This is a genomic window from Enterobacter sp. JBIWA005, from assembly GCF_019968805.1.
In the GTDB taxonomy this organism is placed as follows: Bacteria; Pseudomonadota; Gammaproteobacteria; order Enterobacterales; family Enterobacteriaceae; genus Enterobacter; species Enterobacter vonholyi.
In genome coordinates this window covers 2509714-2535801 of sequence record NZ_CP074159.1, presented here as the reverse complement: position 1 = coordinate 2535801, position 26088 = coordinate 2509714, and the positions used below count along the sequence as shown (strand labels likewise).

The 26088-nt window shown below is 47.9% G+C and carries 23 protein-coding genes; 14 read left to right on the top strand and 9 right to left on the bottom strand.

Going from position 1 to position 26088, the window contains the following annotated elements; translation table 11 throughout:
• Nucleotides 1–284: 284 nt before the first annotated feature.
• The 3 genes from KGP22_RS11970 to fabI form a co-directional block, all read right to left on the bottom strand.
• On the bottom strand, nt 285–2219 hold the full coding sequence (locus KGP22_RS11970; RefSeq protein WP_111965958.1) for an exoribonuclease II: 1935 nt from the start codon (nt 2217–2219) through the stop codon (nt 285–287).
• An 88-nt stretch (nt 2220–2307) separates the two neighbouring features.
• Entirely contained in the window at nt 2308–3294 is a 987-nt protein-coding gene (locus KGP22_RS11965) for a CMD domain-containing protein (protein WP_223579057.1), read from the bottom strand.
• A 154-nt stretch (nt 3295–3448) separates the two neighbouring features.
• Entirely contained in the window at nt 3449–4237 is a 789-nt protein-coding gene (gene fabI / locus KGP22_RS11960; RefSeq protein WP_003856831.1) for an enoyl-ACP reductase FabI, read from the bottom strand.
• 978 nt (nt 4238–5215) lie between these two features.
• On the opposite strand from fabI, the gene KGP22_RS11955 reads away from it, so the two are divergent.
• Together KGP22_RS11955 and KGP22_RS11950 are read left to right on the top strand one after the other, a co-directional pair.
• Nucleotides 5216–5743, top strand: a complete 528-nt coding sequence (locus KGP22_RS11955) for a hypothetical protein (protein WP_223579055.1) — start codon at nt 5216–5218, stop codon at nt 5741–5743.
• Nucleotides 5744–6191: 448 nt separating this feature from the next.
• The gene (locus KGP22_RS11950) at nt 6192–7850 is read left to right on the top strand and encodes an O-antigen ligase family protein (protein WP_223579053.1); all 1659 of its coding nucleotides are present in this window, start codon (nt 6192–6194) and stop codon (nt 7848–7850) included.
• Nucleotides 7851–7879: 29 nt separating this feature from the next.
• On the opposite strand, the gene KGP22_RS11945 is transcribed toward KGP22_RS11950, so the two are convergent.
• Nucleotides 7880–8617, bottom strand: a complete 738-nt coding sequence (locus KGP22_RS11945; RefSeq protein ID WP_223579050.1) for a helix-turn-helix domain-containing protein — start codon at nt 8615–8617, stop codon at nt 7880–7882.
• Between the two features lie 364 nt (nt 8618–8981).
• On the opposite strand from KGP22_RS11945, the gene KGP22_RS11940 reads away from it, so the two are divergent.
• The 10 genes from KGP22_RS11940 to KGP22_RS11895 all read left to right on the top strand — a co-directional run bounded on the left by KGP22_RS11940 (nt 8982) and on the right by KGP22_RS11895 (nt 17603).
• Nucleotides 8982–9518, top strand: coding sequence for a fimbrial protein (locus tag KGP22_RS11940; protein ID WP_111965113.1), 537 nt, complete (start codon nt 8982–8984; stop codon nt 9516–9518).
• A gap of 55 nt (nt 9519–9573) precedes the next feature.
• Nucleotides 9574–10092, top strand: a complete 519-nt coding sequence (locus KGP22_RS11935; protein ID WP_149367036.1) for a fimbrial protein — start codon at nt 9574–9576, stop codon at nt 10090–10092.
• A gap of 19 nt (nt 10093–10111) precedes the next feature.
• Nucleotides 10112–12631: an outer membrane usher protein gene (locus tag KGP22_RS11930; RefSeq protein ID WP_338070373.1), complete on the top strand. Its 2520-nt coding sequence runs from the start codon at nt 10112–10114 to the stop codon at nt 12629–12631.
• A gap of 27 nt (nt 12632–12658) precedes the next feature.
• The gene (locus tag KGP22_RS11925) at nt 12659–13411 is read left to right on the top strand and encodes a fimbria/pilus periplasmic chaperone (RefSeq protein WP_149367034.1); all 753 of its coding nucleotides are present in this window, start codon (nt 12659–12661) and stop codon (nt 13409–13411) included.
• 4 nt (nt 13412–13415) lie between these two features.
• A complete protein-coding gene (locus KGP22_RS11920; protein ID WP_149367033.1) occupies nt 13416–13985 on the top strand; it encodes a fimbrial protein in 570 nt (189 codons plus the stop codon).
• Nucleotides 13985–14509, top strand: coding sequence for a fimbrial protein (locus KGP22_RS11915; protein WP_149367032.1), 525 nt, complete (start codon nt 13985–13987; stop codon nt 14507–14509). The genes KGP22_RS11920 and KGP22_RS11915 overlap by 1 nt, the downstream gene beginning before the upstream one ends.
• A 10-nt stretch (nt 14510–14519) precedes the next feature.
• The gene (locus KGP22_RS11910; RefSeq protein WP_188035097.1) at nt 14520–15062 is read left to right on the top strand and encodes a fimbrial protein; all 543 of its coding nucleotides are present in this window, start codon (nt 14520–14522) and stop codon (nt 15060–15062) included.
• Nucleotides 15062–15568 (top strand): fimbrial protein, encoded by a 507-nt coding sequence (locus KGP22_RS11905; protein WP_338070381.1) that lies wholly within the window; start codon nt 15062–15064, stop codon nt 15566–15568. The genes KGP22_RS11910 and KGP22_RS11905 overlap by 1 nt, the downstream gene beginning before the upstream one ends.
• Nucleotides 15555–16487, top strand: coding sequence for a fimbrial protein (locus KGP22_RS11900; RefSeq protein WP_149367029.1), 933 nt, complete (start codon nt 15555–15557; stop codon nt 16485–16487). Before KGP22_RS11905 ends, KGP22_RS11900 begins: the two co-directional genes overlap by 14 nt.
• 204 nt (nt 16488–16691) lie before the next feature.
• On the top strand, nt 16692–17603 hold the full coding sequence (locus KGP22_RS11895) for a fimbrial protein (RefSeq protein ID WP_223579045.1): 912 nt from the start codon (nt 16692–16694) through the stop codon (nt 17601–17603).
• 34 nt (nt 17604–17637) lie between these two features.
• Here the strand turns inward: KGP22_RS11895 and KGP22_RS11890 are convergent, their stop codons facing one another.
• The 3 genes from KGP22_RS11890 to KGP22_RS11880 form a co-directional block, all read right to left on the bottom strand.
• Nucleotides 17638–20733, bottom strand: a complete 3096-nt coding sequence (locus KGP22_RS11890; protein WP_223579041.1) for a multidrug efflux RND transporter permease subunit — start codon at nt 20731–20733, stop codon at nt 17638–17640.
• Nucleotides 20734–20737: 4 nt separating this feature from the next.
• Nucleotides 20738–21649 carry an ABC transporter six-transmembrane domain-containing protein gene (locus tag KGP22_RS11885; protein WP_223579038.1) on the bottom strand — a complete coding sequence of 304 codons (912 nt, stop codon included), beginning with the start codon at nt 21647–21649 and terminating at the stop codon, nt 20738–20740.
• A 125-nt stretch (nt 21650–21774) separates the two neighbouring features.
• Nucleotides 21775–22161 carry a transporter gene (locus tag KGP22_RS11880; protein ID WP_223579035.1) on the bottom strand — a complete coding sequence of 129 codons (387 nt, stop codon included), beginning with the start codon at nt 22159–22161 and terminating at the stop codon, nt 21775–21777.
• A gap of 271 nt (nt 22162–22432) precedes the next feature.
• Here KGP22_RS11880 and KGP22_RS11875 point away from each other — a divergent pair, with 271 nt between their 5' ends.
• Entirely contained in the window at nt 22433–23137 is a 705-nt protein-coding gene (locus KGP22_RS11875) for a response regulator (RefSeq protein WP_111965101.1), read from the top strand.
• Nucleotides 23134–24198 (top strand): ATP-binding protein, encoded by a 1065-nt coding sequence (locus KGP22_RS11870; protein WP_149367023.1) that lies wholly within the window; start codon nt 23134–23136, stop codon nt 24196–24198. The genes KGP22_RS11875 and KGP22_RS11870 overlap by 4 nt, the downstream gene beginning before the upstream one ends.
• On the opposite strand, the gene KGP22_RS11865 is transcribed toward KGP22_RS11870, so the two are convergent.
• Together KGP22_RS11865 and sapF are read right to left on the bottom strand one after the other, a co-directional pair.
• Nucleotides 24179–25120, bottom strand: coding sequence for an ATP-grasp fold amidoligase family protein (locus tag KGP22_RS11865; protein ID WP_223579032.1), 942 nt, complete (start codon nt 25118–25120; stop codon nt 24179–24181). The genes KGP22_RS11870 and KGP22_RS11865 overlap by 20 nt on opposite strands.
• A gap of 161 nt (nt 25121–25281) precedes the next feature.
• Nucleotides 25282–26088, bottom strand: coding sequence for a putrescine export ABC transporter ATP-binding protein SapF (sapF, locus tag KGP22_RS11860; RefSeq protein ID WP_023312051.1), 807 nt, complete (start codon nt 26086–26088; stop codon nt 25282–25284).

Below are 26088 nucleotides of genomic sequence, written 5' to 3'. Positions count from 1 at the left end.
CATTTGTTGTCGACTTTTCCGTTGAGAAACAGCGGCAAAACCGAAGTGAACCTGTTGTTTTTCCCTGCTTTCTTATAATAAAACGAGTCAGGTTAAAAAGGATACTGAGCGTATAAAAATTCATGCAACCGAATATAACAACACTCTTTTACTGTAGATAATTATGGCGGTTTTAGGCGAAGGGATACTGAAAATAGTAAGGAAAAATAATGATTTTGTGGCGAGGATTAAAATAAAAATTGTCGGCCCTTCCGAAACGAAAAGACCGACAATGTAAGCGGTTATCAGGCGACAGGACGCGCGATAATACTGCGGGTTTCCATGCGAACTTCGGCGATATTAACGTCAATCACGTCGGTGACTTTGTAAACTGTTTCACCTTTAATTTGCACGGTACCGTTTTCCTGACTACAGACCATTTCGTCGCGAACCGCATGCAGGAATGGCGCAGGAATAAACGCGACAGCGCCGTTATCGACCAGACGGACGCGCATCCCCCCACGGCTGATATCGATGATCTCTGCGGCAAAACGGGTATCCGTACCTGCTTTATCCTGCAGGAAGCGTGCGTACAGCCAGTCCCCGACGTCACGTTCCGCCATGCGGTTCAGACGGCGACGATCGGCCATCTGCTGCGTGGTGTCCTCCTCAGGACGGGCAATGGTTTCACCTTTGATAATCGCTTTCAGCAGACGGTGGTTAACCATATCGCCATACTTACGGATCGGCGATGTCCAGGTGGCGTAAGCTTCAAGGCCAAGACCAAAGTGCGGCCCAGGCTCGGTGCTGATTTCAGCGAAGGACTGGAAGCGACGAATGCGGCTGTCCAGGAAACCTGACGGCTGCGCGTCCAGTTCGCGGCGAAGCTTGCAGAAGCCCGGCAGCGTCAGCACTTCTTCCGGATCAACGTGCACATCGTGATTCTTCAGCAGGGCCGCCAGCGCTTCGGTATTCGCCGGGTCAAACCCGGTGTGAACGTTGTAAATGCCAAAGCCCAGTTTGTCGCGCAGCACGCGTGCGGCACAGATGTTGGCGGAAATCATCGCCTCTTCAACGATGCGGTTTGCAATGCGTCGCGGTTCGGCCACGATGTCCAGCACTTCGCCTTTCTCGCCCAGAACAAAGCGATAATCCGGGCGGTCTTTGAACACCAGCGCGTGAGTTTTACGCCACTCGCCGCGGTTGAGACAGATGCGATGCAGCAGACGGATCTGCGCGGCAATGGCGTCTGATTCAGGTTTCCAGCTACCGGTATTTTCCAGCCAGTCTGAGACGTTATCGTAGGCAAGCTTGGCTTTCGATTCGATAGTGGCGGCGAAGAACTCGATATCGTCTTCAATCGCGCCATCTGCGGCGATAGTCATGCGGCAGGCAAGGACCGGGCGCACTTCATTTGGACGCAGCGAGCAGAGATCGTCTGACAATTCGCGCGGCAGCATCGGAATATTGAAGCCCGGCAGGTAGTTGGTGAACGCACGGATTTTCGCCGCGTCATCCAGCTTGCTGCCTTCGGCAATCCAGGCGGTGGGATCGGCAATGGCAACGGTCAGGTGCAGTTTGCCATCGGCGCTCTCTTCAGCGTACAGCGCGTCATCCATATCTTCTGTGCTGGCGCTGTCGATGGTGACAAACTCCAGAGCGGTGAGATTTCGACGGGTCAGACCCTCATCCTGCATCTCGGTTGCCACGCCGTTCGGCGCTTCTTTTTCAAGATTGTGGCGTGCCAGCGTGACCCACCATGGTACGAAATGGTCGGCGCCAAAGGTGATGAACTGGGTCAGTTCAGCATAAAAACCACGATCGCCTTTCAGAGGATGACGGCGCATTTCTGCTACGGCCCAGTCACCTTCTTTAAAATCGTGCTCAACGCCACGGGCGGCGCGGCAGGGAATAGCATCTTTCAGCAGGGGATGATCCGGCACGATAGAAAGACGATCGTCTTTTCTCTGTACCTTACCCACAAAACGGGTCAGGAACGGTTCGATCAGTTCTTCCGGCTCGGCAGACTCGCGGTCCTTCTCGGTATGAATGACGGCCATGACGCGATCGCCATGCATCACTTTCTTCATCTGCGGAGGCGGAATGAAGTAGCTTTTCTGCGCGTCAACCTCAAGGAAGCCAAAGCCCTTTTCCGTGGCTTTTACGACCCCTTCTGCACGCGGCGTCTGGGAATGCAGTTGCTGTTTAAGCTGCGCTAGCAGCGGGTTGTCCTGAAACATAATGTTCTATTTTCGTAGCCATTGAGCGGCTGACAGTTTTACGCGATTCTCACTGTCTCAGCAAGCGGTCTTTGGGTAATGAGTGTGGTTATTCCTCTTTACCAAACGCGACTTTCAGACGATTAAGCCAGCCATCAAATGCACTCCGGGTAAGCAGCTTGATGGCTTGTTCGCCCGGGAGCCCTTGATCCGTGATCGGGGTAAACTGCGCGGCGCTGAAGCGGTCCGGAGAGCGTGTCAGCAGTTCGAGCGCCGCTGAAAGTGAGGTGGACGTCAGCAGGATCTCTTCGCGAGTGTTTAACAGGATTTCGCCGGTCAGATCGAGCAGCGTCGGCTCATGACAAAGAACCGGCGTCAACGCCTGAAGCGCGGGTTCAGCCTGCCAGCGGGACAAGGACTCAAGCTGATGCGCATTCGCATAGCGCAGCTCAACGACAGGTAAAAGCGGCGTCCACGCATCGTGGCTCGCGGGGAGCGTGTGCGGCTGAATATGATGTCCCGGCAACCAGCGAACAGGATGTCCCAGCAGGGCCTGAAAAATTGCGACCACGCGCGCCTGAAAACCGATAAAGCCGATAATCTGGCTAATTACCACGATGTCGTACGTGGACAGGCCCACCTCGTCAAGCTGGTTGCGGGCTTTATCATCGATCACATCAGGAGAGCTGGAAAGCTGGCGGGCATACTGCGTAATTTGCGCCAGACGTCGGTTGCTTTCGCGCGAGGAGTCCGGGCCGGGAAGCGGAGCGAGGAGGGCGGCATAGTGGTTACAGAGCCGCTGAACGCCGCAGGCCTGTGCGACGGTTAGCGCGGTACTGAGCCGATCGTAGGCGCTGAGCGTATGCAGGCGGTTCACGGGAATCGAGAGTGGAAACAGCTGGTGGCATAAGGCTCTGGCAGGAGCAAGCCAGCCAGAACAGGCGGCGACAATCTCATCAGGCAAGGCTAAATCGAGCAAAAAACGATCGTCGACGTTAGCGGCTTCGGGCACCAGGGGCAGAACATCCGTCTGCGCGTTGTTTGACTGGGTCTCGTGATACCAGTGGCCTTTGCCGGAAAAACGGCGTTGTTCCATGTGCGTTCCTTGATCTCAAAATGGCGATCAATATCCTGGCGTAAGGCAGATAAAGGGAAAAATATTGTTAGGTGATAACAAATAGCAGAACGGAATAACGAAGGGGTGACGCGGGGGGAAATACTCTCTTCCCGTGCGGGAAGAGAGTCACAGCTTATTTAATTTCCAGCTCGTTCATTGCAGCGATGTTGAAGCCGCCGTCAACGTGAACCACTTCGCCGGAAATACCCGCGGAAAGATCAGAGCACAGGAATGCTGCAGAGTTACCCACATCTTCAATGGTAACAGTACGACGAATCGGGGTAACCGCTTCGCAGTGAGCCAGCATTTTACGGAAATCTTTAATACCGGAAGCTGCCAGGGTGCGGATAGGACCTGCAGAGATGGCGTTAACGCGTACACCTTCAGGACCCATTGCGTTCGCCATGTAGCGTACGTTCGCTTCCAGAGATGCTTTCGCCAGACCCATAACGTTGTAGTTAGGGATAGCACGTTCAGCGCCAAGGTAGGACAGAGTCAGAAGAGCTGCGCCCGGGTTCAGCATCGCACGGCATGATTTTGCCATCGCAACGAAGCTGTAGGAGCTGATGTCGTGAGCGATTTTGAAGCCATCACGGGTAACCGCGTTCACGTAGTCGCCGTCCAGCTGGTCGCCAGGAGCGAAGCCGATGGAGTGAACAAAACCGTCGAATTTCGGCCATGCTTTTGCCAGTTCAGCAAACATCCCGTCGATGCTTTCGTCTTGTGCAACGTCACATTCCAGAACAATGCTGGAACCCAGCTGCGCGGCAAACTCTTCAACACGGCCTTTCAGCTTGTCGTTCTGGTAGGTGAACGCCAGCTCAGCGCCTTCGCGATGCATTGCCTGAGCGATGCCGTATGCGATGGACAGTTTGCTGGCAACGCCAGTCACCAGAATGCGCTTACCGGAAAGAAAACCCATAGCTTTAATCCTTATATTCATTGCTTATTTTGCCATGTAATTCATAGCGTTACAGGCGGTATTTCAAAATCATTCGAAATTAGCTCGAAATTATAGCCCACTCACAGCCCCTTGTGTCACGATATTTCTCGCACTTCTCGCGAGACGTATGCCCGGGCGAACTCATCATCACGTTGTGTCGCATCTAGCCGGACAGACAAACGCGAAGCTCATGGAGGGCGGTGGGGCATTTCCCGGAGTAGCCCCGTAGCTTTGCGTGCCGTGGCAAAGTGAGTAGTAATATTGGCTGCTGGAATTCTCGCCTGTATGTAGTAGTAAAAAAGGCTGTAAGCACCAGCATCCGTCCAGTATATCATTGGGCTTTAGATTCGCCTCATCCAACCAGAGGGAAAGTGTGGCCAATTCTGATGTGTTTCACGAACAGCAGACCATCACCTCCTCATTAGGGACTCTACGTAATAGTCATCTCTGGTGTATTGATTGGGGGTAACGGCGCGCTACATTTGTTAAGTATTTGTTTTGCTCCTGAATCAGCGAATAACATAATGTCTATTTATAAACAAATTTCGCCCTGTCATTAACGTACATGAACGTATATTCTCGGCGGGTCTATGGGCCATTATGTTTTAGTTCCTTCAGGTATAAATTTTGTTTGCAGGTGACGGGTGAACACCTTTCAGCATGAATAAGATGCAGGGAAACATTTTATCTTAATATTGTGTTGATCACGAAGTGATTTTAGCAGAAATACAGTGTTCATTTTAAGGCCGGGTAAGATCCATATTTGATACATAGCAGCAATATAACGGACATCTCCTTATTTCCGGCGCTAAAAACAGTATGACGAATAAATGATGTGGCCTGGTATATTTGTATCGCAATGATTTTTAAAGTGTATAAGGCTGTTTTTATACTAAAGGTTATTCTTTTTGCAAATTCACGCAATATTTTTGTGCTGGTTGGGTGTGGTGAAACTTTATGTCATTGGTTGTACTTACGAAAAATAATTTCCTGCGACTTGCGCTTCACTCTGTTTATGATGAGCTTAATTTAACAGAAGATACCTGTGTAATTGATACTGAATCTTTCAATGCACTTATAGATATATTATACGAAATATACTCCAGGGATTTGGTATCTTGTCGCCGAATTCTATTGGTGGGAGATGATATTGGCTCAAAGATATTATTTCCTTTGAATGTCATTTCTCTTGATTCACCGCTCACAGTATTGAAGAATCAAATGCATACTGGTTATAGCCTAAAGGCTGTGCTGGAGCGTATTTACGAGTGTAGAAGACTGGTAGCGCTGACTGATAGCGAGCGTTTGTTTGTTCAATACTACAGTTCGAGAAACTCGATTAAAAACATAGCGCGCAGAATTGGTTTAAGTGAAAAAACGGTGTATCAACAAACGGCGAGTGCTGCGGCTAAACTTAACCTGCGCTCTGGAAAAGAGTTTCTGCTTTTCCTGGACCGAGAGTTTAGTAATAATCTTGGTCGTTAAGTTTTAAGAAATGCAGTTCGCAAGGTAATGGAGTTCGTTTAGTTCGGCTAGTCGGTTGTGTGATGACATGATAAACCTGCGAGATTAGATTTATCACACATAATCCTAATTCCTGCTGTGACAAAGAACACATGGATGCCCAGGTCAGGAACGGCTACTCTAAATTGTTCTGTGACGGGTTACTTTCTAATGGTATATATCAAAAAACTGCGGCGTACTTCGCAACGTTGTTCGACCGAGGTGCATATTTCCTGTGGCGATTTTAAGTAGGTTATATAAATCGAAATGTGTTTATGACGCTTGTAAATATTCTACGCCTGGCATTCTTTGTATTTCACAAGTGAGTATTTATGGGGGTGTTATCCATTTCTGGACGATATATTTGATGTGAAAATACCGGATGCAGGTGTAAAATATAAGAATAGTTTAATAAAATTGGCTATGATGAATGAAAAACGCTAGTCGTCAATATTGCAACCCATCATTCTTACTATTTGGTATTCTAAGTGTGTATTTCCTTGTGGCACTGATAGTTTACGTGCCTAACATGGGAGGGGATGGTCTCAGATTGCCGCATAATATAATTTGCTGGGCGGTGATGCTATTTATGATATTAATGTCAGGCTATTATGTTATACTGCGCGGAAAAATAAAACTGAATGAAGCTTTAACCTTCTTCATTGGCGGTGCTTGTTTAATGTCGCTTCCATTCTTATGGGGAAAGAAAGATGTAATGATATTTGCATTACCAAGATTTGCAGGTCTCTGGGGGGGGATCTTTTTCTATCTGGCGTTGCTGCAAATTCCAATGCGATTCTCGATGAAAACCCGATTGATTATTGTCTTTGTGTTAAGTGCACTGATTCAGTCGTGCCTTGCTTTTTGGCAATTGCTCGTCACTTCACCAGATAACTTTATGGAGTTTTTACCCGGCACAAGGCCTTACGGGATCTTTCAACAAGTCAATGTGTTGGCGAGTTTTGTTGCTACGGGTTATGCATGTACCTTGTGGCTATTATTTAAGGCAAAAACAAAGCTGTCTTGTTTTTTACTTCTTTTCTCAACGGTTGTTTTCACGGTAACTTTAGAGATCTTGCAATCCAGGGCTGGGATGTATGGCATCGTTCTTTACTTAGCCTTGATTTTGCTAGCCCGCCATCGCCCAAAGATAAAAGGTGTCTTTATTGTCTACATTATGTTGGTGATATTGACATTATTAACCATCCATTGTTTAAAAAGCTTCGGCATCGCCGATCACTTTTTACGTTTTATTGGTTCGGTGGACAAAGAAGGTACGAACGCTGAACGGTGGAAAATAATTACTATAACCTTATCGATGATTCAGCAGCATCCTTTGAGTGGTTGGGGGTACGGAAGTTATGAGTATAATCTTTCGAGATTCGCGCTTCATCATTTTGATTATCTTTTCGGCAGGGTTGATAATGCCCACAATGAATTTTTATTTGAATGGGCAGAGGGTGGGGTTCTTGCTATTTCAGGAATGATTTTTATTGCTATTGGGTATTTCACTCTTTTGAGGAGGTACTCACCATCACGAATTGCTATGTGGGGGTTGGCCTCACCGATAACGTTTCATATGATGGTCGAGTATCCATTACTGCTTTCTACGCCGCACTGGATGCTGCTATTGCTGATTTGCCGTCTGGCGACATCAGAAAAATGTAAGATACGGAGAAATAATAGTAAGCGAGATGGGATGATAATGCTTTCTGTTGGAATTACAGGTGTCCTCTTTATGCTAACTGGGTTTCGTACGGGCATGGCGCTGACGGAATTTGAGCGTAACAAAATGCAGGATTTTACAGCAGCATCTAAAGTATTGAATCCATGGGCTCAATTGGAGCGCTGGCAATACGACTCGCATACATCATTGCTGTTTAAATATTATCAGACCCATCAGCATGAGCTATTAATAAGTTACGAAGATTGGGGTAAAAATTATCTTATGCACAGAAATGATATAAGGGTGTTTAAAAATATAGTGCAGATAAATAGAAAGTATCCTCAACAAGCGACAACAATGTGGTTGCAGCAACAATGGTACGATTACTACCAGTTTGTCGAAAGTGCTCATAAAGTAAATTGAATCATGAAGGGCCATCCGGCCCTTCATTTTTAGAAATTTTTGGGGAGGGGCTTTGCGATTTCGATAAGTTTACCGTTACTGGTCTTGATGTATCCACCCTCAGCCAGTTGAGAAATGATGTTATAAATCAAACTGCGGGACAAGTGCGTAGTCTCCTGAATATAAGCCACAATGCCGGTTCGACTTAAATCACTTACCTCTCGTTTTTTCATGTACTCAATAAGCTTAGCACGAATTATTGAGTAAGAAGTTTTACTGACCAAATGTTCGTCCCGGTAGATCATCATATGAACTGTAAAGGCGAGTACTTCTGCAACATCCTGCCAGAGTTGTTTCTCAGTGATAATCGATTTGGCATACTCACCTGGCAAGTATGAAACCCTGGAATTGCGCGATGCCCGAAAATAGTAACGACCAATTGGTTCAAATAAGTCCCCGAGCCCTGCAACAATGGGGCCTGATGTTACTGAAACTTTAAGATCATCATAAGCTCTGTGAATTGATATAGAACCATTGCTCACTAGCCAAAGTATGTTGGTAGATTTTTGCGACTTTATCCTGGACCGGTTGGATGTTGACTCATAAGGTGTTGAAAAGGGGAGCAATGCATCATGGATTTTTCGCAATGCCTCGCCTGGAAATGTGATCGCCTCTATCGCCATATAACTTTGCGGGGGGAGAAAATCAGGCGAAATCGCCTGTGATGCGCTCCCTTCTGTTGTGGTGCTTTTTGCATGTTCATTTATTGATTTTGGTTCTGTTGACATTGTGTCACCCTTCAGTATCGAAGCAGTACTAATGATAGCAGTGAGAATCAGTACTAATGATAGCAGCAAATGACCCAGACACTCATGAGAACTCAGAGGATAGGGGGTTTTCCGCATATGGTTCTTTTTTAGGGGGGATTATCGCTGAATATAAACGGACGTCAAGAATGATAGTTTAATCTTTAATTCTTAACATTATCACAACAATGATTCCAAAAGTGTACGATTTATTTTCTTTAGCCAGTTTACTATTTTTTATAAAATAATATTTGTAATGATGTTAGTGATTTGTGAAGCACGAAATGGCTCAACTTATTACTCATCATAGTAATAAAGTTTAAATTTAAAGAAAAGGATTTAATCAATGAACGCGAAAAATAAATTGCTGGTAATGGCACTTTCTTCCTTAATAACCGCAGGTGCTCATGCGGCAACCGATCAGGGACACGGTAAAATTACATTCCTTGGATCTGTTATTGATGCACCGTGCTCAATCGATGCAAAAAGCCTCGATCAGACAATTCAGTTGGGTGCAATTTCAAAAAACCAGCTCGCTGATGGTGGTAAATCTACGCCAGTAAGCTTTGATATTCAACTCCATGACTGTGATTCCGCAACGGCGAATAAAGCGTCCATTACTTTTAACGGCATAGCGGGTGCTAAGACTGATGGTCTGGATAGTGCCTTTGCTGTAACCGGTCAGGCAAGTGGCGTGGGCGTAGGTATTACCGATATGGGTGGCAAAGTGATTAAGCCGGGTACCAAGTCGTCTCTCTCAGCCATGAGTGATGGCGATAACGAACTGCAGTTTCTGGCTTATGTGCAGGGGTCAACTGCTTCAGGCGCAGTCATCCCGGGTAATTTTACCTCTATCGCTAACTTCATGATGACTTACGAGTAAGTAAAAATTGTCTACCCGAAAGGGTAGACATCTGTTCATGAAATTGTGAGGGCTTATGTTGACAGCTGTAGTGCTTCGCCAGTGCTTTGCTGTTGGTGTGTGTTTATTGTTTTCTTCCGTATGTCACGCTTCAGATCGCGGGCGCGTTAGCATGACAGGCAGCATTTATGAGAGCTCTTGCTCAATTGAGATGGCTTCAAAGAATCAGGTGATAGTGATGAAAACCGTTTCTGTAGGCCAATTAACGCAGAATGGTGAAGCCGGGAGCACATTGCTAAGAATTCATCTGGTGGGATGTTCTACTCAATTAGATGCTCGTCATTTTTACATAACATTTTACGGTTCCAAAGAGGATCATGAAACATTCCATGTACTGGGAAATACGCAGGGCGTAGGTATACGTATTACAGATGCGAATGGAGTACCTATAAAACCGGGTGAGCCATCTTATATTAATCAATCGATGGCTAAAATGAATACCCTGGACTACAACCTCACATTGACTGGTAATGGGGGAATACTACACCCTGGTTTCTATGCAGCTGTTGTGCGTATGAGGCTGGATTATTTTTGACTGATTAAAGGTGATGTTAGTGTATAAAATACAAATATCTCGTCGGTCAATTATTGCCAGTGTATTAATTGCAGTATTAACCAGATATGCATATGCTGAAGAAAAGATCATTCAGTTCAATACTGACGTTCTGGACGTGCAGGATCGTGGTCATATTGATTTAAGCCAGTTTTCACGGGCGGGTTACGTTATGCCCGGCACATACGCATTATCAATTCAAATTAATAAAAGCTCATTACCCGAACAACAAATCACGTTTATGGTGCCCGATAATGATAAAAATGGAAGTGAAGCGTGCCTGACTAATGACATTGTTACTCAGTTTGGGCTAACCACGGCAGCAAGTAAAAACTTATCCTGGTGGCATAACGGTGAATGTCTTGACCCGACTTCACTTCAGGGGATGGTTATGCGGACTGACATGTCCAGCAATACGCTTTTTATTAACCTTCCTCAGGCCTACCTGGATTACGTGGCTGAGAACTGGGACCCACCTTCACGCTGGGATGAAGGGGTCGCAGGAATTCTGTTTGACTATAATTTGAACGGTCAGGCTATACGTCAGCACGATAGTGGTATGACTGAAGAAAGTAAAACTCTCAGCGGTAATGGAACTACCGGGATCAACGTTGGCGCATGGCGTTTTCGCGCAGACTGGCAAGGTCAAATGGAAAAACGTTCAGGGAGCATGGCACGCAATACACAAAATTTTGATTGGAACCGCTATTACTTATACCGGGCAGTGCCCTCTATGCGGGCCAAAATGACATTAGGTGAAGATTACCTCACCTCGGATATGTTTGACAGCTTCCGCTTTACCGGCGTGAGCCTGGTGTCCAGTGACAATATGTTGCCGCCGAACCTGCGTGGCTACGCGCCGGAGGTCACGGGCCTGGCGAAAACAAACGCCAAAGTGACGATCAGCCAACAAGGGCGTGTGCTCAATGAAACAACGGTGGCAGCCGGTCCTTTTCGTATCCAGGATTTGAATAATGCGGTGTCTGGCACGCTTGACGTGAAAATTACTGAACAGGATGGCTCTGTACAGACCTATCAGATGAATACGTCGACCATTCCTTATCTGACTCGTCCAGGGCTGGTTCGATATAAATTAGCAGCAGGGAAACCTTCAGATTTTGATCATCACAGCGATGGCCCTGTCTTCGGTACAGGCGAATTCTCCTGGGGGGTGAACAACGGATGGTCACTGTATGGCGGCGCGCTGGTTGCCGGTGACTACAACGCAATGTCTATAGGGGTCGGGCGAGATTTATTGGTTCTCGGGGCAATATCTCTGGATGCAACTGAATCACGAGCTCGCCTGCCGCAGCAGGAGTCACGGCAGGGTGGTTCGTACAAATTAAGCTACTCAAAACGGTTTGACAGCACTGATAGCCAGGTGACTTTTGCCGGGTATCGCTTCTCTGAGCGTGGTTTTATGAGTATGACTGACTACCTGGATGCGCGTTACCACGATAACGACAACGGTGGCAGTGGCAAAGAAATGTATACGGTGACGTTTAACCAACAAATAAAGCCGTTGAACATGAGTATTTATTTAGACTACAGCCGTCAAACCTATTGGGATCGTCCTGCTAACACAACTTATAACGTGTCGCTTTCGCACTATTTTGATTTCAGAAGTTTTAAAAATCTTAGCCTGAGTATATCTGCGTTCCGCACTACAAATAACGAGACTGACGATCGTGGTGCCTACATGAGTTTATCCGTTCCCTGGGGAGAATCAGGTTATTTCAATTATGGCAATCAAATCAGCGAGGATGGAGCCAGTCATTCCATCTCATACAGCGATCGAATCAATAAGGATAACTCATACCAGATTAGCCTCAACTCCGATCAAAACGGCGTTATAGGGGGGAGCGGGTATCTTACGCATGATGGTGATAATACTGAAGTAACGGCCACCGCAACCCAGCAGGGTAATAAATACAGTTCGATGGGATTGTCAGTACGCGGTGGCATGACGGCAACAACGCAGGGTGCGGCGCTCCATCGTATGTCGGTGGCAGGTGGCACTCGCATGATGGTGGACACTGATGGTGTAAGTGGCGTACCCGTTAAAACAGGCGGAAACAATACTCATACTAATGTTTTTGGTAAAGCCGTGGTCGGAGATGTGAGTAGCTATTACCGAAACAGCATGAATATCGATATGGATGAACTGGGTGATGATGTGGACGCCAGTCGTTCAGTGGTGCAAGGCACCTTGACGGAAGGTGCGATCGGCTATCGTAAGTTCGGCATTCTTGCCGGTAAAAAAGCGATGGCGATATTGCGCCTGACGAAAAATAGCGTGCCGCCATTTGGCGCTACGGTGACTAACAAGGATAAGGAACAGACCGGGCTGGTCAGCGAAGACGGCTTCGTTTGGCTAACGGGAATTAAGCCTGGTGAGGTGATGAGTGTGAGTTGGGACGGTTCAGAAAAATGTCACATTAATCTCCCCGCAGTGTTGCCCCCTGACCTGGAGAGTCAGAAATTGCTGTTGCCATGCACCACGGTAGACAGCATCAATTAATTCCTATTTGTTTGAGAGAAAAGAGTCATGATTCGCAATACATTAATACGTAATCGTTGTTTGCTCGCATTGGCATTCACCACACTGGTCGCGCAACAGGCGAATGCTGCACTTGCGCTGGATCGTACCCGCGCGATCGTTAATGCTGGCGATAAATCGATGAGCCTGGTGGTGAATAATCAAAACCGCGAGCTGCCTTATCTGGCACAAGCGTGGGTGGAGGATGCTCAGGGTAACAAGATAAGCGATCCGCTGGTCGCCCTCCCGCCGGTACAGCGTATTGAACCTGGCAGCAAAAGCCAGATCAAAATTCAGATTACGCCTGCAATGAAGCTGTTAGCGCAGGATAAAGAAACGCTTTTCTTCTTTAACCTGCGTGAAATCCCGCCAAAGACGGACAAACCGAATACCTTGCAGATAGCGCTGCAAACCCGCATCAAGCTGTTCTATCGTCCGGCATCGCTGGTGGTGGAGCAGAACAGCAAACCATGGCAGGAGCAAATGACGCTGACGCGCCAGGGAGAAGGTTACACGGTGAATAATCCAACTCCTTATTACATCTCTGTTGTTGAAGTTGCTCCATCGCTGAAAGGTGAGCCGCTGAAAAGCGTGAAGCCGTTACTGGTCGCCCCAAAAAGTAGCGCCCGGTTAGAAGGTGATACTCACAATCTGGGAAACAACCCGGTTATTACCTATATCAATGATTTCGGGGGACGCCCGAAGCTGGTCTTCAGCTGCAGTGGTAGTAGTTGCAATCTTACATCTGCGCATGCGGGCTAAACAGATGAAAAAAGTATGCATGTTGCTATCTCTGCTGTCGGTCATTAGCTCCACAACGCTGGCTGATGAAAAGAGCGTGAGCGGCGATGTTCCTTTTATTGTTGTAGGAATGATGGTTGAAGGGGCATGCATACTTGAAATGCAATCAGCATCACAGGAAATTTCACTCAGTACTCTGTCTGCATCGCTGCTGAAAAAAATCGGTAATCGTGGCGCACCTGTACCTCTTGTCCTGCACCTCAAAAATTGCATAAGAATGCAGGGCTCAAGTACGGACAGACGCACCGGGAGTCGTTCGTGGGATGCCATCCAACCCATCGCCACCTTAACGTTTTTGGCTCCTGCTAATAGATATAGCCCGGAACTGGTGCAGGTAACTGGAGCACAAGGTATTGGTCTACGTATCACAGATGTCAGACAGAATGACATACGTTTAGGGGAACGCAGTAAGCCACAGTTTCTCACGCCTGGTAGTGACGAGCTCATTTTTTACATCGCACCTGAGAGAACACCTGAACAGTTGATTTTGGGCCCGTATAAGGCAGTGGTGAACTTTTCGCTGGAGTATGATTGATGACGCGACTTTTATGGCTGTTGGGTTTTATTTTTTTTATACCCTATGCTTGTGCAGGGAATAATAATGTAAAAATCAGTGGTGCTCTGGTTTCAGAGCCTTGCACGCTATCTGAAGAATCATCAGATATTCAACTTGATTTCGGTAACCTTGTAAGCACCTTCTTCTATCACAGCAACCGCACGCCGGGACAACCGTTCATTATTACGCTGGTTAACTGTGATACGACATTGGGCAGCAGTGCCACTATCACCTTTAAGGGGAGCGAGAGTCAGGCCTTGCCGGGTTTATTAACGCCTGATGCGGGTAATACGCAGGGTATCGCCATTGGTATCGAAACCAATAGCGCAGATCCACAACAGCTAGCGCTGAATAAGCCAAGTCCCGTATTCAGTTTGACGAACGGTAATAATATCATCGCTCTGAAGGGATATGTCCAGGCTGAGCCAGCCGCTATTGCCGCTCACAGCATTACGGCCGGGGCATTTACGGCTACAGCCACATTTGAGATTGCGTATCCATGAGGTTAATACGATGAAATTATGGTGCCCGATTATTATTGCTGCAGGGTTATTAGCGAGTGTGTTACACGTCAGTGCGGGTGAACCGGCCAAATTAAACCTCAATATTACTGGAACTGTAATAGCCAACGGTTCCTGTACCTTTAATAAAGGCAAAACCTTAACCGTGGATTTTGGTGATGTCAATTTTTCAACTGTTAACGGAACTTCCACACTTGACGGAACCTATCGGAAACCTTTGTCATCAACGATGACCTGTACGGGTGACAGCGCTGGTAAAACTCAGCTCACTTTTAAATCTTTAGCTGGGGGGACGATTGATTTCAAAGGACAGAAATTGTTACCCGTAAGCATAAATGCATCGAATCCTGGGAAGCAGTTGGGAATTAAATTACTGGTTAATGGTGTTGCGCAGGATGTTGATTCAGCATTTGCTGTCGATATGCTCGCTCAGCCAGGATTGCAGGTAGAACTTGTGCTGGTAGGTGATGGTACCGGTTTAATTAATGGGGCACCTATTAGCGCCAGCGCAACGCTGGTAATGGAGTTTATGTGATGCGTATAAAAACAATTTTTTTAACATGTTTTACGTTCTTACTTTGCGCGCAGACGAATACAGTTTTTGCTGCCCAGACGGGTGACACGATGTCAATAACGTTCACCGGTCGGCTAAATAATCATAAACCTTGTGTGGTAAATAATAACCAGGATATCAACGTCGCTTTCGGTAACGTAAATATCAACAAGGTTTCTACCGATCATATAACTCAGTCTATGGATTATAGCTTAGACTGTTCAGGGAGTCAGGCGGGTAATACAGTAGAGATGACTATTAAGGCAACACCTGTTACCGGTGACACAGCTGCAATTGCGTCCAATATACCGGGGTTATGGCTCAAGTTTATCAAAGATGGGCAACCGCAGGATTTGAATGAGGCGTTTACTGTTGCGGACTGGCAATCCCCGCCCACGCTTGAAATTGAACTGGAAAAAGATCCTGCGGTAGAATTAGAGGCTGCTGCCTTTTCAGCAACAGCGACATTAATGAGTGAGTATTTTTGAGATGTGCAATATCCGATTTGGTATTGATAAAATAAGTGTAATAGCAATATTTTTGCTAGGTTTTATATTTCTTCCTGTCTTGTGTCATGCTTCCTGGACAAATACCCCTGGGATGTATTCGCACATAGCGAAAAAACTGGTTTGTCCCGAAACACCTGATACGAATCTGAATCTGGATGAATCAGATTATATCATGCAGGGATGCGAATTTACAGTTGGGGATGGTAATACTGTTCCAAGCTCAGATAGGTATACAATCGTTCTTGCCGTTGTTGACTCTACCGGTGAATACAAACTAAATTTGATAAGTGCAAATAAGTATATTGATGCTGGCGTGGAATTGAATACTTTGAACCTGGACTGGACTGTTTTAAACCGATTAATGATCACATATCCTGCTAATCATATTTGCTATATGTTAAGTAATTATTACAGTGGCCTTAACTACACTTTCAACAATACTCCTCAAAGTTGCCCTGAAGGTTCTGGAGGATCAACGCCGTTACCTCCACCATTCCATTGTGCATTTGGCGATGGAAGCACGCTGAATATTTCATTAGGCAATGTGGACAGAGCTGAAATCGGAACGGTTCCCGGTACGCTGTCCGGGACTGAGAAAAATATCAGCATTACCTGTACGGGCGATGGCTCGGCGACCTACACAATTGGTTTTGAATACACGCCCATAAATATCGCGGGGACGGAAATGATTTCCTCAACGACAAATGGACTCGCGGTAGCTATATCGTTGAATGGTAAGCTTGTCAACCCAGCCGATACGTATAGCCGAACCTATAGTACGGGGACTCAGACAGAGAAATTAACATTCGAACCTATCCGTGACCCTTCGGTGAAAATCGGTGATATCCAAACGGGGGCCTTTTCGGCGAATGCAGTTATGATATTAACTGTTCAATAGCGCAAAGTTAAGACAGAAGGTGCATATTATTGCTTCAGGAAACGGTGCCAAAGTGATGTAATTATAATTTATCCAGAGGCTGGTGAGTGGCAGAAAATATGCATGAGTCGAACAATTAGTACGCGACATGGTGCAAAGTGAAGTCATGAATTTAAACCTTGCACTATTTTCAGGAACAGCACATTAATGTGAGCGGCTTTTGAAATGCACAATATTAAATCTATTATTGAAATGCTGGTTTTTATTTTTTTTACGATGCTACCTTTTCTGCCTGCCTCATGTTTTGCAACATGGACAAACACTCCGGGAATACATGAGAATAGTACGGGGAAGCTCGTTTGCCCTATTACACCTGATACAATCATGTCAAACTTGACAGCTGATGATTATAGCCAGGCGGGATGTACGTTAGACGTTGGAGAGGGAAATGAAGTTCCATACTCTGGTAATTATCATCTTATCCTTGTCCACATTACCTCTGATGGGATCTCTTCTTTCGGGCAAGATAGTGCAGCTGTGTATATTAAGGCTGGAGTGGAATTAAATACACTGAATCTTGTGTGGGCAACGACCTCAATATCACAGCTAGGGAGGTCTCCTAATCGTATTTGCTATGTGCTTAAAAGTTCACGAAGCCAGTACTTTACTTTCAATAATACCGAAAAAGGTTGTAAATCTGGCACTGGAGGAACAACTCCCTTACCTTCACCATTCCATTGTACATTTGGCGATGGCAGCACGCTGAATATTTCGTTAGGCGATGTGGACAGAGCTAAAATCGGAGCGGTTCCCGGTACGCTGCCCGGGACGGAGAAAAATATCAGCATCACCTGCACGGGCGATGGCAAGGCGACCCACACAATTAGCTTTAAATACACAGCCGTAAATATAGCAGGGACGGAAATGATTTCCTCAACGGCAAACGGACTCGCGGTGGCTATGTCGTTGAATGATGAGCTGGTCAGCCCAACGGATACCTATAGCCGAACCTATAGTACGGGGACTCAGACAGAAAAATTAACATTCGAACCTGTACGGAATCCTTCGGTGAAAATCGGTGATATCCCAACGGGTCCCTTCTCGGCGAGTGCAGTCATGATATTAACTGTTCAATAGTTTGCAGAGAAGAAGCGCGATCCCTCAAAGGTATTCACGTTTTCCTTATGTTGTCGACAAAACGCGCGATGACTATAAAGAATACCGGCACGAAGAAGATCGCGAGAAGCGTACCGCTAATCATGCCACCAAAGACTCCGGTACCGATGGCATGCTGCGTACTGTCGCTCGCACCACTGGCCAGCATCAACGGAACAACCCCTAATGTGAAGGCTAACGATGTCATCACAATGGGGCGCAGGCGCTGGCTAGCGGCATGAACGGTAGCCGCCAGCAGGGGTTGCCCCTGACGGTGGAGCTGCCTGGCAAATTCAACAATCAGAATGGCGTTCTTGGCCGACAGGCCGATGAGCGTAATCAGGCCCACCTTGAAGAAAACGTCATTCGTCAAGCCGGCAACTGATACAGCTATCACCGCGCCGATAAGTCCCAGTGGAACGACCAGCATGACCGCGAAAGGAATAGACCAGCTCTCATACAGCGCGGCGAGCACCATAAAGACGACCAGTATCGACAGGGCGATAAGGCCCGGAAGCTGAGATTCCGATTTTCTTTCCTGCAACGAACTCCCGGCCCACTCGCCAGCCATACCCTGAGGCAGGCTCCTGGATAAACCCTCCATGACCTTCATTGCGGTGCCGCTGGACTCTCCCGACGCCGCATTTCCGGTAATGCGAATAGCAGAATAACCCTGGTAACGCGTCAACTGCTGCGGCGCAACGTTCCAGGAAAGCGAGGCAAATGTAGATACCGGCACCATCTGACCCATCCGGTTTTTCACTGATAATTTGAGTATCTGCTCAGGCTTCATTCGGTAGGGCGCGTCGGCCTGAATAATCACCTGTTGAACGCGGCCGTTGTTCGTATAGTCATTGACGTAATTTGAGCCCAGGGTGACGGAGAGCGTCTGGTTGATTTCATCAAATGAAACGCCCATCGCTTCTGCTTTTTCTCTGTCCACCTGTAGCGCAAGGCTTGTTCCTTCCGCAAGACCGTCTATATACACGTCACTCAGTTCAGGACGCTGATTGGCCTGCAGGACCAGCGCATCGGCAGCTCGCTTTAAAGCCTCGTAGCCGAGTCCCGCTCTGTCCTGCACGTACCAGGTAAAGCCCGACGAGGTGCCCATATCCGAAATTGCCGGCGGAAGCAGGCTCATCGTGACGGCATCAGAGACGTTCGCCATGCTGGCCTGTATATGGTCGGCTTCACCCTGGGCCGTCGAACCCTGCCGATATTTCCAGTCCTTCAGCGTGGTGAAGGCCATAGCCGAATTCGACCCTGAACCTGAAAATCCAAACCCCAGGATCATAATGTTGCTTTCAATATCCGGCCGGGCCGCAATTTCCTCTTCAAATTTTTTAACCACGTTCAGGGTTCGCTGCATGGTTGCATCAGAAGGCAGCTGGATTGAAGACATAAAGTAGCCCTGATCTTCGTCAGGCAGAAAGGACGACGGTAAGGAAGACATCCCCAAAAACAGCGCAGCACATAGCGCAACGTACAGGAGCAGCATACGCCCGGTTCGCTTCAGAACGGCACCCAGCCCGGCTTCGTAACAGGCGGTAAGCGAGCGGAAGCGCGCGTTAAACCTGACCGCGAACCATCCGCCTTCGCTCTTTCCTGCCTTATGCGGCTTGAGTAACGTTGCGCACAGGGCAGGCGTCAGCGTCAGGGCAAGAAACGCGGACAGCAGTATAGAGACAGCCATGGAAATACAAAATTGTCGGTAGATAATCCCGACGGATCCTTCAGCAAACCCCATGGGGATAAACACGGCAGTGAGCACCAGCGTGATCCCGATAATCGCCGGTGTGATTTCCTGCATGGCTTGCCGCGTAGCGTCACGCGGGGAAAGGCTTTTTTCCTCCATCAGTCGTTCAACGTTTTCTACAACCACAATGGCATCATCGACAATAATCCCTATCGCCAGCACCATGCCGAACATCGTCAGAATATTGATGGAGTACCCGCTCAATAGCATTACCGTGAAGGTGCCAAGAAGTGCAACGGGGGCAACAATCGCCGGGATAAGCGTGCAGCGTATCTTGTGCAGAAACAGCAGCATAACCAGGAAGACGAGAACCATCGCTTCCACAAATGTCTGAACAACCTTCATGATAGAAAGTTTCACAAACGGGGCGGTATCGAAGGGAACCGTAAATGCCATTCCTTCGGGTAACACCTGGGAAAGTTCGTCGATGCGCGCGCGTACGCCTGAAGCCGTGCTCATTGCGTTGGCGCCAGGCGAGAGCTGGATAGCCGCTGCCGTTGCAGGAACCCCATTTTCGCGGATACCGAAAGCGTAGCTTTGCAGGCCAGATTCAATGCGTGCAATGTCGGACAATTTCAGACGGGCGCCGGATGCGTCAGACTTCAGAGTAATATTCCTGAACGCCTCTACCGAGGAGAGTTGTCCCTTCACCGTGATGGGATACGTTACCCCTTGTCCTTCAGATGCTGGCTCATCTCCCGTTTTACCGGGCGAAACGAGGGCATTCTGCTGGCCAACAGCGGTAAGCACATCGCTCACCGAAAGGCCGTAGGTGTGGAGCTTCATCGGATCCAACCAGATTCGTAGCGCTTTTTCGCCGCCAAACAGCTGAACTTTTCCTACGCCGGGCACGCGACGAAGCTCGTCACTGACGTTTCGGGCAAAATAGTCGCTTAAGTCGGCTTCCTCAAATTGACCTGTCGTGGACTTAAGCCCCACCATCATCAGAAACCCGGAATTAGCGGCCTCGACGTTAATACCGTTTTGTCTTACCGCCTGAGGGAGACGAGGCTCGACAATCTTAATCTGATTCTGCAGGTCCATCTGCGCCAGCTTGATGTCCGTACCCGGTTTAAACGTGACGGTAATTGATGCCGAACCGGTTGTGTCGCTGGATGATTCGAAATAGAGCAAATTATCGACCCCAGAGATTTCGCGCTCGATTAACGATACCACCGACGTATTCATGATATCGGGGCTCGCCCCCGGGTAACTGACGGAAATAATGATCCCCGGCGGTGCCACCGCCGGATACTGCGCAACCGGCAAACGGGGAATAGACAGGAGTCCTGCCAGCACGATAAAAAGCGCCACTACCCAGGCGAAAACGGGGCGTTCAATAAAAAAATGAGGCATTAAATTAACGTCCAGTTACGTGAATTTCTTCATCAGTGGATACGCGTTTACCGATATCCCTGAGCTGCGAAAACTTCTCAAGAAGCTGCGGTGCGTCATCAAGGCTCGTCGCGAACATCCACATGTAGGTCATCACGGAATAAATATGTCCGGCGGTGATGCCGGTTGAGCGCGTCATCCAGATGATGGTCAGCGTAAAAAGCGCGGCAACAAGTACGCCAACCCACAAATAGCCCCACGCCTCGCGGTCAGATAATGCGATACGTAAACGGGCAAGCGTGGAGTAATGTCGGTGAAGAGTGGCCGTTCCCGCCTTATGAACATAATCCACTTCTTTTTCCAGACGATTATTCAGGCGCATGAATAGCCATTCATTTTTACGGGCATATCCGGAGACAAATCCGAGCAGGACAAATACAATCGCAAAGCACATGACCCCGGCCCAAAATTCAATAAACAGCAACATGATTGCGGCGCCAAACAGTGAACTCAGCGATGTAATCAGCAGGGGAAGGTGCATTTCAAAGAAATCCACATACTCACGCGAGAGCGTTACCCTGGCGGCGATTGCCGAATGGTTTAGCTGATACTTGCGCTGTGCCAGAACGACGGATACCGCGAGTCCGGCGTAAATGCGTGCAAAAGTGCGGGTATCGACGCTTCGTCTGGCCGCGCCGATGAACCACATACAAAGCACCATCAGGCCATATAGCGCGGCGTTAAGCGTCTTCCCTGCGAGGATGGCATTTATCGCGATGCCTTCCAGAACGGGGTAAAGTAGAAACGTTACGTTTTCAGCCACCACCAGGAAGAAAGTGACAACCAGTTTTTTCCGGTGCCGAATCGCAAGTTTTTTAAGCGAGTGCATCACTCCGGCAGGTTCAGAAGGACTAAGATTATTATTACGGTTCATCATTATGGGCAAATCGCGTCAGACTTTTTTTAGTGAATTATTTTTGTGCAAAATAGTGTGATGGAGAGCCTACCGAACGCCTGTTTAGCGGAAATGGGCGGTTTGTGGAGGATGTGTGGAGCGGTGGCTCAAATCATTCTCATAAGGAGGTACAGCGGGGCTCCACCAAAAAAAATGATCAAATAACACTCGTAGTAAAAGACCAGATCCTCAATGTCGGGCAATGTGTTTAACAACACGGTGAACGTAATAATGAGATAAACAAAAATCACTATTAGCCAGAAGGAGATGACAAGCAGCTCAGTCAACGCACCGGCTTTATTTTGGATTATCAGAGAGACAACCGACAATGCGATGCAGCCATAGATGATGGGTGACGAGGGTAGCGTCGAGGCGACTTTCTCATCCATTCTGTGTACCAGCACCAGCCAGGTATAAAGTAATCCCCACGACAGCAGCAGAAACAGGGAATATATGCCCAGTTTTTTAGGGGAGAAATATTTTGAAAGTTCCATGTTCATTATTTCAGCCAACTTCATAAAGTCTTTAAGAAACAGTGGTAATTTGCAACGCTCAATGCACAAAGGCTTATGCCTCAATAGCGATTTTGAACGGACATTGTCGAGTCTTTATTGACTGAATGTGTAGGTTGTGTGGAGAAATAACCGGGCATTTAAATCAACCGGTAAATTCTCGTGACCATGGCACTTTTTCGCGGAGGCTGTGTCTTATTGTGCTAAAGATATCTGATAGCGTGCTTAAAGGGATTTCACCCGCGGAGATAACATGCACAAAAATACGCTGATCCTTGTTGTTGAAGATGAAGACGAAATTGCCGAGATACTGATGAGTTACTTAGAGCGTTCGGGAATGAAAACGCTCAGAGCCAGGCAGGGCGAGCAGGCGATAACGCTCAATCGCCTGCATAAACCGGATCTCATCTTGCTGGATATTCATCTGCCCGTATGTGACGGCTGGAGCGTACTTACCACGCTTCGTCAGGAAAGTTCTGTGCCCGTCATTATGGTTTCCGCTCTCGATCAGGATGTCGATAAGCTCATGGGACTGAGACTGGGCGCGGATGATTACGTGATCAAACCCTTCAACCCCTCTGAAGTTGTCGCACGGGTTGAGGCGGTGCTGCGCAGGACAAAACCCGCGCTTCAGCAGGCGGGTTCCCTGCCGCTCAGAACGCCCTTTATTACGGTCTATCCGGATGACTTCTACGTGGAAGTCACCGTGGGCGAAGAGGTTATCTCCCCGGTATTAACGACGACCGAATTTAAATTGCTCACCTGGCTGGTACGATATCCGCGAAAGGTCTGTTCCCGCGAAGAGTTACTCAATGCGTGCCTGCCAGAAGGTGATACGCTCGACAGAACGGTCGACAGCCATATGAGCAAGTTGCGTAAAAAACTGGAACTTGCTGGCCTTTATGGCGTTCCCGAGAGCATAAGAGGCTTGGGTTACCGGCTTGGGGAAAAGAAATGAACAAAGAGTCTGTCCTGAGTCGTCAGATCTTAACGTATATGCTGTTGCTGACGTTTACGATAATTGCCATCGCCATACTGGGTTCCTGGTTTTTTTACTCTTTTATACTGGATCACCTCCCGGGCGGTCCTGCTGCGGGCGATGACGAGCAGATGACGATGTGGGACTGGGTGTGGATTGGGACCGCGACGACGATCAGCCTGATTATCGCACTCTTTTTCACGGTCAAACTTTCATCGCGAATACTCACCCCGCTAAACGCGGTAGCATCCAGCCTGAAAAAGATTTCACAGGGCGATCTTGACGCACGGGCATTCTGCGCCAGCTCCCGGCTGGGTGAGATCAATCACCTGGTGACGGATTTCAATGAAATGGCGGAAAAATTACAGACGCTGGATATACAGAGGAAATCCTGGAATGCTGCGATTGCGCACGAGCTGAGAACCCCGGTCACGATCTTACGTGGACGGCTTCAGGGGCTGGTTGACGGTGTTTTTACCCCGGACCCGGTTCTGTTTAATAATCTTCTCAAACAGACGGAAGGGTTAACCCGTCTGATTGAAGATCTCCGGGTTATCAGTTCGGATGGCGGGGCGGGATACTCGTTATGCCTGTCCAGAACGGATCTTAAAGGGGCAATACAGAATGCGCTCGATACCTTCATGCCCGAGTTCAACCGTAAGGCATTTACCATCAAAACAGAACTGAGGGATCAGCAATGCGTATTCGACCCATTACGCATCAATCAGTGTCTGACCGTTTTATTTGATAATGCCTTACACTATTCAACCTCGCGCACACTCATCGTGAAAAATGGCGTTTCTGATAAAGGCAATTATATCCTTATTCAGGACGGGGGACCTGGCATCCCAAGGGAGTTTCATGATTTCTTATTTCAGCCCTTTCAGCGCGATAATGGTGCCAGAGATTTGAACCCGGAAGGCTGTGGTTTGGGCTTGTCGGTGGTAAAAGCCATCATGCTGGCGCATGGTGGCGATGTTACCTATACCTTATCGAAGCAAAACCATTCTATATTTAAACTCACCTGGCCCGACTCGTGAGTGTGAGCGGCAGGTCAAATGTGCCTGCCGGCGATAAATGCCATATTTTTCCTAGCTTAGCATCCCATTCCTGCGGGGTAATAGACAGTTTACCGCGTCTCGGGCTTAAGGTTATTTCACTGAAATAGATTTCATCTTTTTTTAGCATAAGGTCAACGCGGCAGTAGTCAATGCCATCCGCCAGTTCCTGGGATGCCAGCAACGCCTCTCGGAACAAGACCGGTTCGCCCGGCGCTAACGGTGTATTCGGATATTCCATCTTGAAGGGTTGTAAGTTCCAATGCCTGTCGTAAACGTTGATAAAACCCTGGCCGTTATCATCCGTAAAATCCGCTTCAACATAGTGCGCAACGCCATGAAAGCAATGGATCCGCAGCATTTCCGGCGTTGTGTTTCTGTCAGCATTATCAAAGAGATCGACAAACGGCTCGCAGAGTATACTGGGCGTAATATTTTTGTACTGCCATTCACGCGTGGTGTAGTACAGATTTTTCTTTAACGCGAGACTCAGTTTTTTACACGCTTCCCTGATGTTAAATTGCGCTTTGTTTGTACATATTATAGTGCTGCCGCTGTCATGGTTGCACTTAAGGACGAATTTGTCAGGGAGTACTGAAAAATCAATCTGCGACGCCCGGGTATAAACGCCAATTAATGGCACCGTTTTCACGCGCGTTGTTCTGGAGGAAACGTATGCCCGAACGGCGAGTTTATCGGCAAGCATGGTGTAGAAGTTATTATGGTCATAGACCAGACGATAGCATATTTTTTCACTCAGCGTAGTGGGGGATTTAATGTCGGGGCTTTGCCCGGATATTTTCTTTAACCTGATAGTATGAAAGTGCAGGTCCGTCATTAAAAAAGAACGGCATCTTCTGATGAGATACTCGGTATATTTTAGAACATAGGTAGTGGTGTTCATTTCTTCTCCTCCGTAATGTCCCGGTATTCTGGAGAAGAACTGTTGATTGATATTGCATAAAATATGGAGCAGGGATGGAGACGAAAGGGTTAAGGATTAAATAGCGAATGAAGTCTATTTAATCCCTAATTTAGTGGGGCGATTTTTGTTTGCCGTCGCGCTTAGCGGTCCTTTCTCCATGCATCGGCAGTCAATGCTTCACCAAAGTGACCCGCAATCAGTCGTTTTGTCAGCTCATGAAGCGGGGAGGCCATCACATCCGCGGTGCTGCCGCGCTCGACCACTTCACCCTGGTGCATGACCATCACCTGATCGCTGATATGTTTCATCATTCCCAGATGCTGGGTGACGTAGATATACGAGATCCCCTGTTTTTCCTGTAATTCCAGCATCAGGTTAATCAGCTGCGAGCGCATCGACATATCCAGCGAGGCAAGCGCTTCATCCGCAATGATCACTTTTGGCCGCAAAATCAACGCACGCGCCAGACCCAGGCGCTGTTTCTGACCGGGTGCCAGCATGTGCGGGTAGTAGCTTTCGTGGTCCGGTAACAGCCCAACCATACGCAGGGTTTCGAATACGCGCTTACGGCGTGCCTCCGGCTCCAGGTCAGTGTTCAGACGCAGCGGAAAATCGAGGATCTGCGAAATGCGCTGGCGTGGGTTAAGCGAGGTAGACGGATCCTGAAAGATCATGCGGATGCGCTGGCTGCGGAAAGAGTAATCGCCGAAGGTCAGAGGATGATCGTCAATCAACACTTCGCCTGCAGTCGGTTCAACCATGCCGGCGAGCATTTTCGCCAGGGTGGATTTCCCGGAACCGTTCTCGCCGATGATCGCCAGGGTCTGTTTTTCACGCAGCGTAAAGCTCAGCGGCTTCACCGCGTCGACGGTTTGACGATGAAACAGCCCCGTGCGGTAGCGAAAGGTCTTACTCAGGTTGCGCACTTCCAGCAAGGTTTCGACCAT

Coding starts and splice junctions, on each gene's coding strand:
- KGP22_RS11895 (WP_223579045.1), top strand. CDS start 16,692: ATGCACAATATTAAATCTATTATTGAAATGCTGGTTTTTATTTTTTTT.
- KGP22_RS11920 (WP_149367033.1), top strand. CDS start 13,416: ATGAAAAAAGTATGCATGTTGCTATCTCTGCTGTCGGTCATTAGCTCC.
- KGP22_RS11935 (WP_149367036.1), top strand. CDS start 9,574: ATGTTGACAGCTGTAGTGCTTCGCCAGTGCTTTGCTGTTGGTGTGTGT.
- KGP22_RS11945 (WP_223579050.1), bottom strand. CDS start 8,617: ATGTCAACAGAACCAAAATCAATAAATGAACATGCAAAAAGCACCACA.
- KGP22_RS11970 (WP_111965958.1), bottom strand. CDS start 2,219: ATGTTTCAGGACAACCCGCTGCTAGCGCAGCTTAAACAGCAACTGCAT.
- KGP22_RS11865 (WP_223579032.1), bottom strand. CDS start 25,120: ATGAACACCACTACCTATGTTCTAAAATATACCGAGTATCTCATCAGA.
- KGP22_RS11880 (WP_223579035.1), bottom strand. CDS start 22,161: ATGGAACTTTCAAAATATTTCTCCCCTAAAAAACTGGGCATATATTCC.
- KGP22_RS11950 (WP_223579053.1), top strand. CDS start 6,192: ATGAAAAACGCTAGTCGTCAATATTGCAACCCATCATTCTTACTATTT.
- KGP22_RS11905 (WP_338070381.1), top strand. CDS start 15,062: ATGCGTATAAAAACAATTTTTTTAACATGTTTTACGTTCTTACTTTGC.
- sapF (WP_023312051.1), bottom strand. CDS start 26,088: ATGGTCGAAACCTTGCTGGAAGTGCGCAACCTGAGTAAGACCTTTCGC.
- KGP22_RS11885 (WP_223579038.1), bottom strand. CDS start 21,649: ATGATGAACCGTAATAATAATCTTAGTCCTTCTGAACCTGCCGGAGTG.
- KGP22_RS11925 (WP_149367034.1), top strand. CDS start 12,659: ATGATTCGCAATACATTAATACGTAATCGTTGTTTGCTCGCATTGGCA.
- KGP22_RS11915 (WP_149367032.1), top strand. CDS start 13,985: ATGACGCGACTTTTATGGCTGTTGGGTTTTATTTTTTTTATACCCTAT.
- fabI (WP_003856831.1), bottom strand. CDS start 4,237: ATGGGTTTTCTTTCCGGTAAGCGCATTCTGGTGACTGGCGTTGCCAGC.
- KGP22_RS11955 (WP_223579055.1), top strand. CDS start 5,216: ATGTCATTGGTTGTACTTACGAAAAATAATTTCCTGCGACTTGCGCTT.
- KGP22_RS11875 (WP_111965101.1), top strand. CDS start 22,433: ATGCACAAAAATACGCTGATCCTTGTTGTTGAAGATGAAGACGAAATT.
- KGP22_RS11910 (WP_188035097.1), top strand. CDS start 14,520: ATGAAATTATGGTGCCCGATTATTATTGCTGCAGGGTTATTAGCGAGT.
- KGP22_RS11890 (WP_223579041.1), bottom strand. CDS start 20,733: ATGCCTCATTTTTTTATTGAACGCCCCGTTTTCGCCTGGGTAGTGGCG.
- KGP22_RS11940 (WP_111965113.1), top strand. CDS start 8,982: ATGAACGCGAAAAATAAATTGCTGGTAATGGCACTTTCTTCCTTAATA.
- KGP22_RS11870 (WP_149367023.1), top strand. CDS start 23,134: ATGAACAAAGAGTCTGTCCTGAGTCGTCAGATCTTAACGTATATGCTG.
- KGP22_RS11965 (WP_223579057.1), bottom strand. CDS start 3,294: ATGGAACAACGCCGTTTTTCCGGCAAAGGCCACTGGTATCACGAGACC.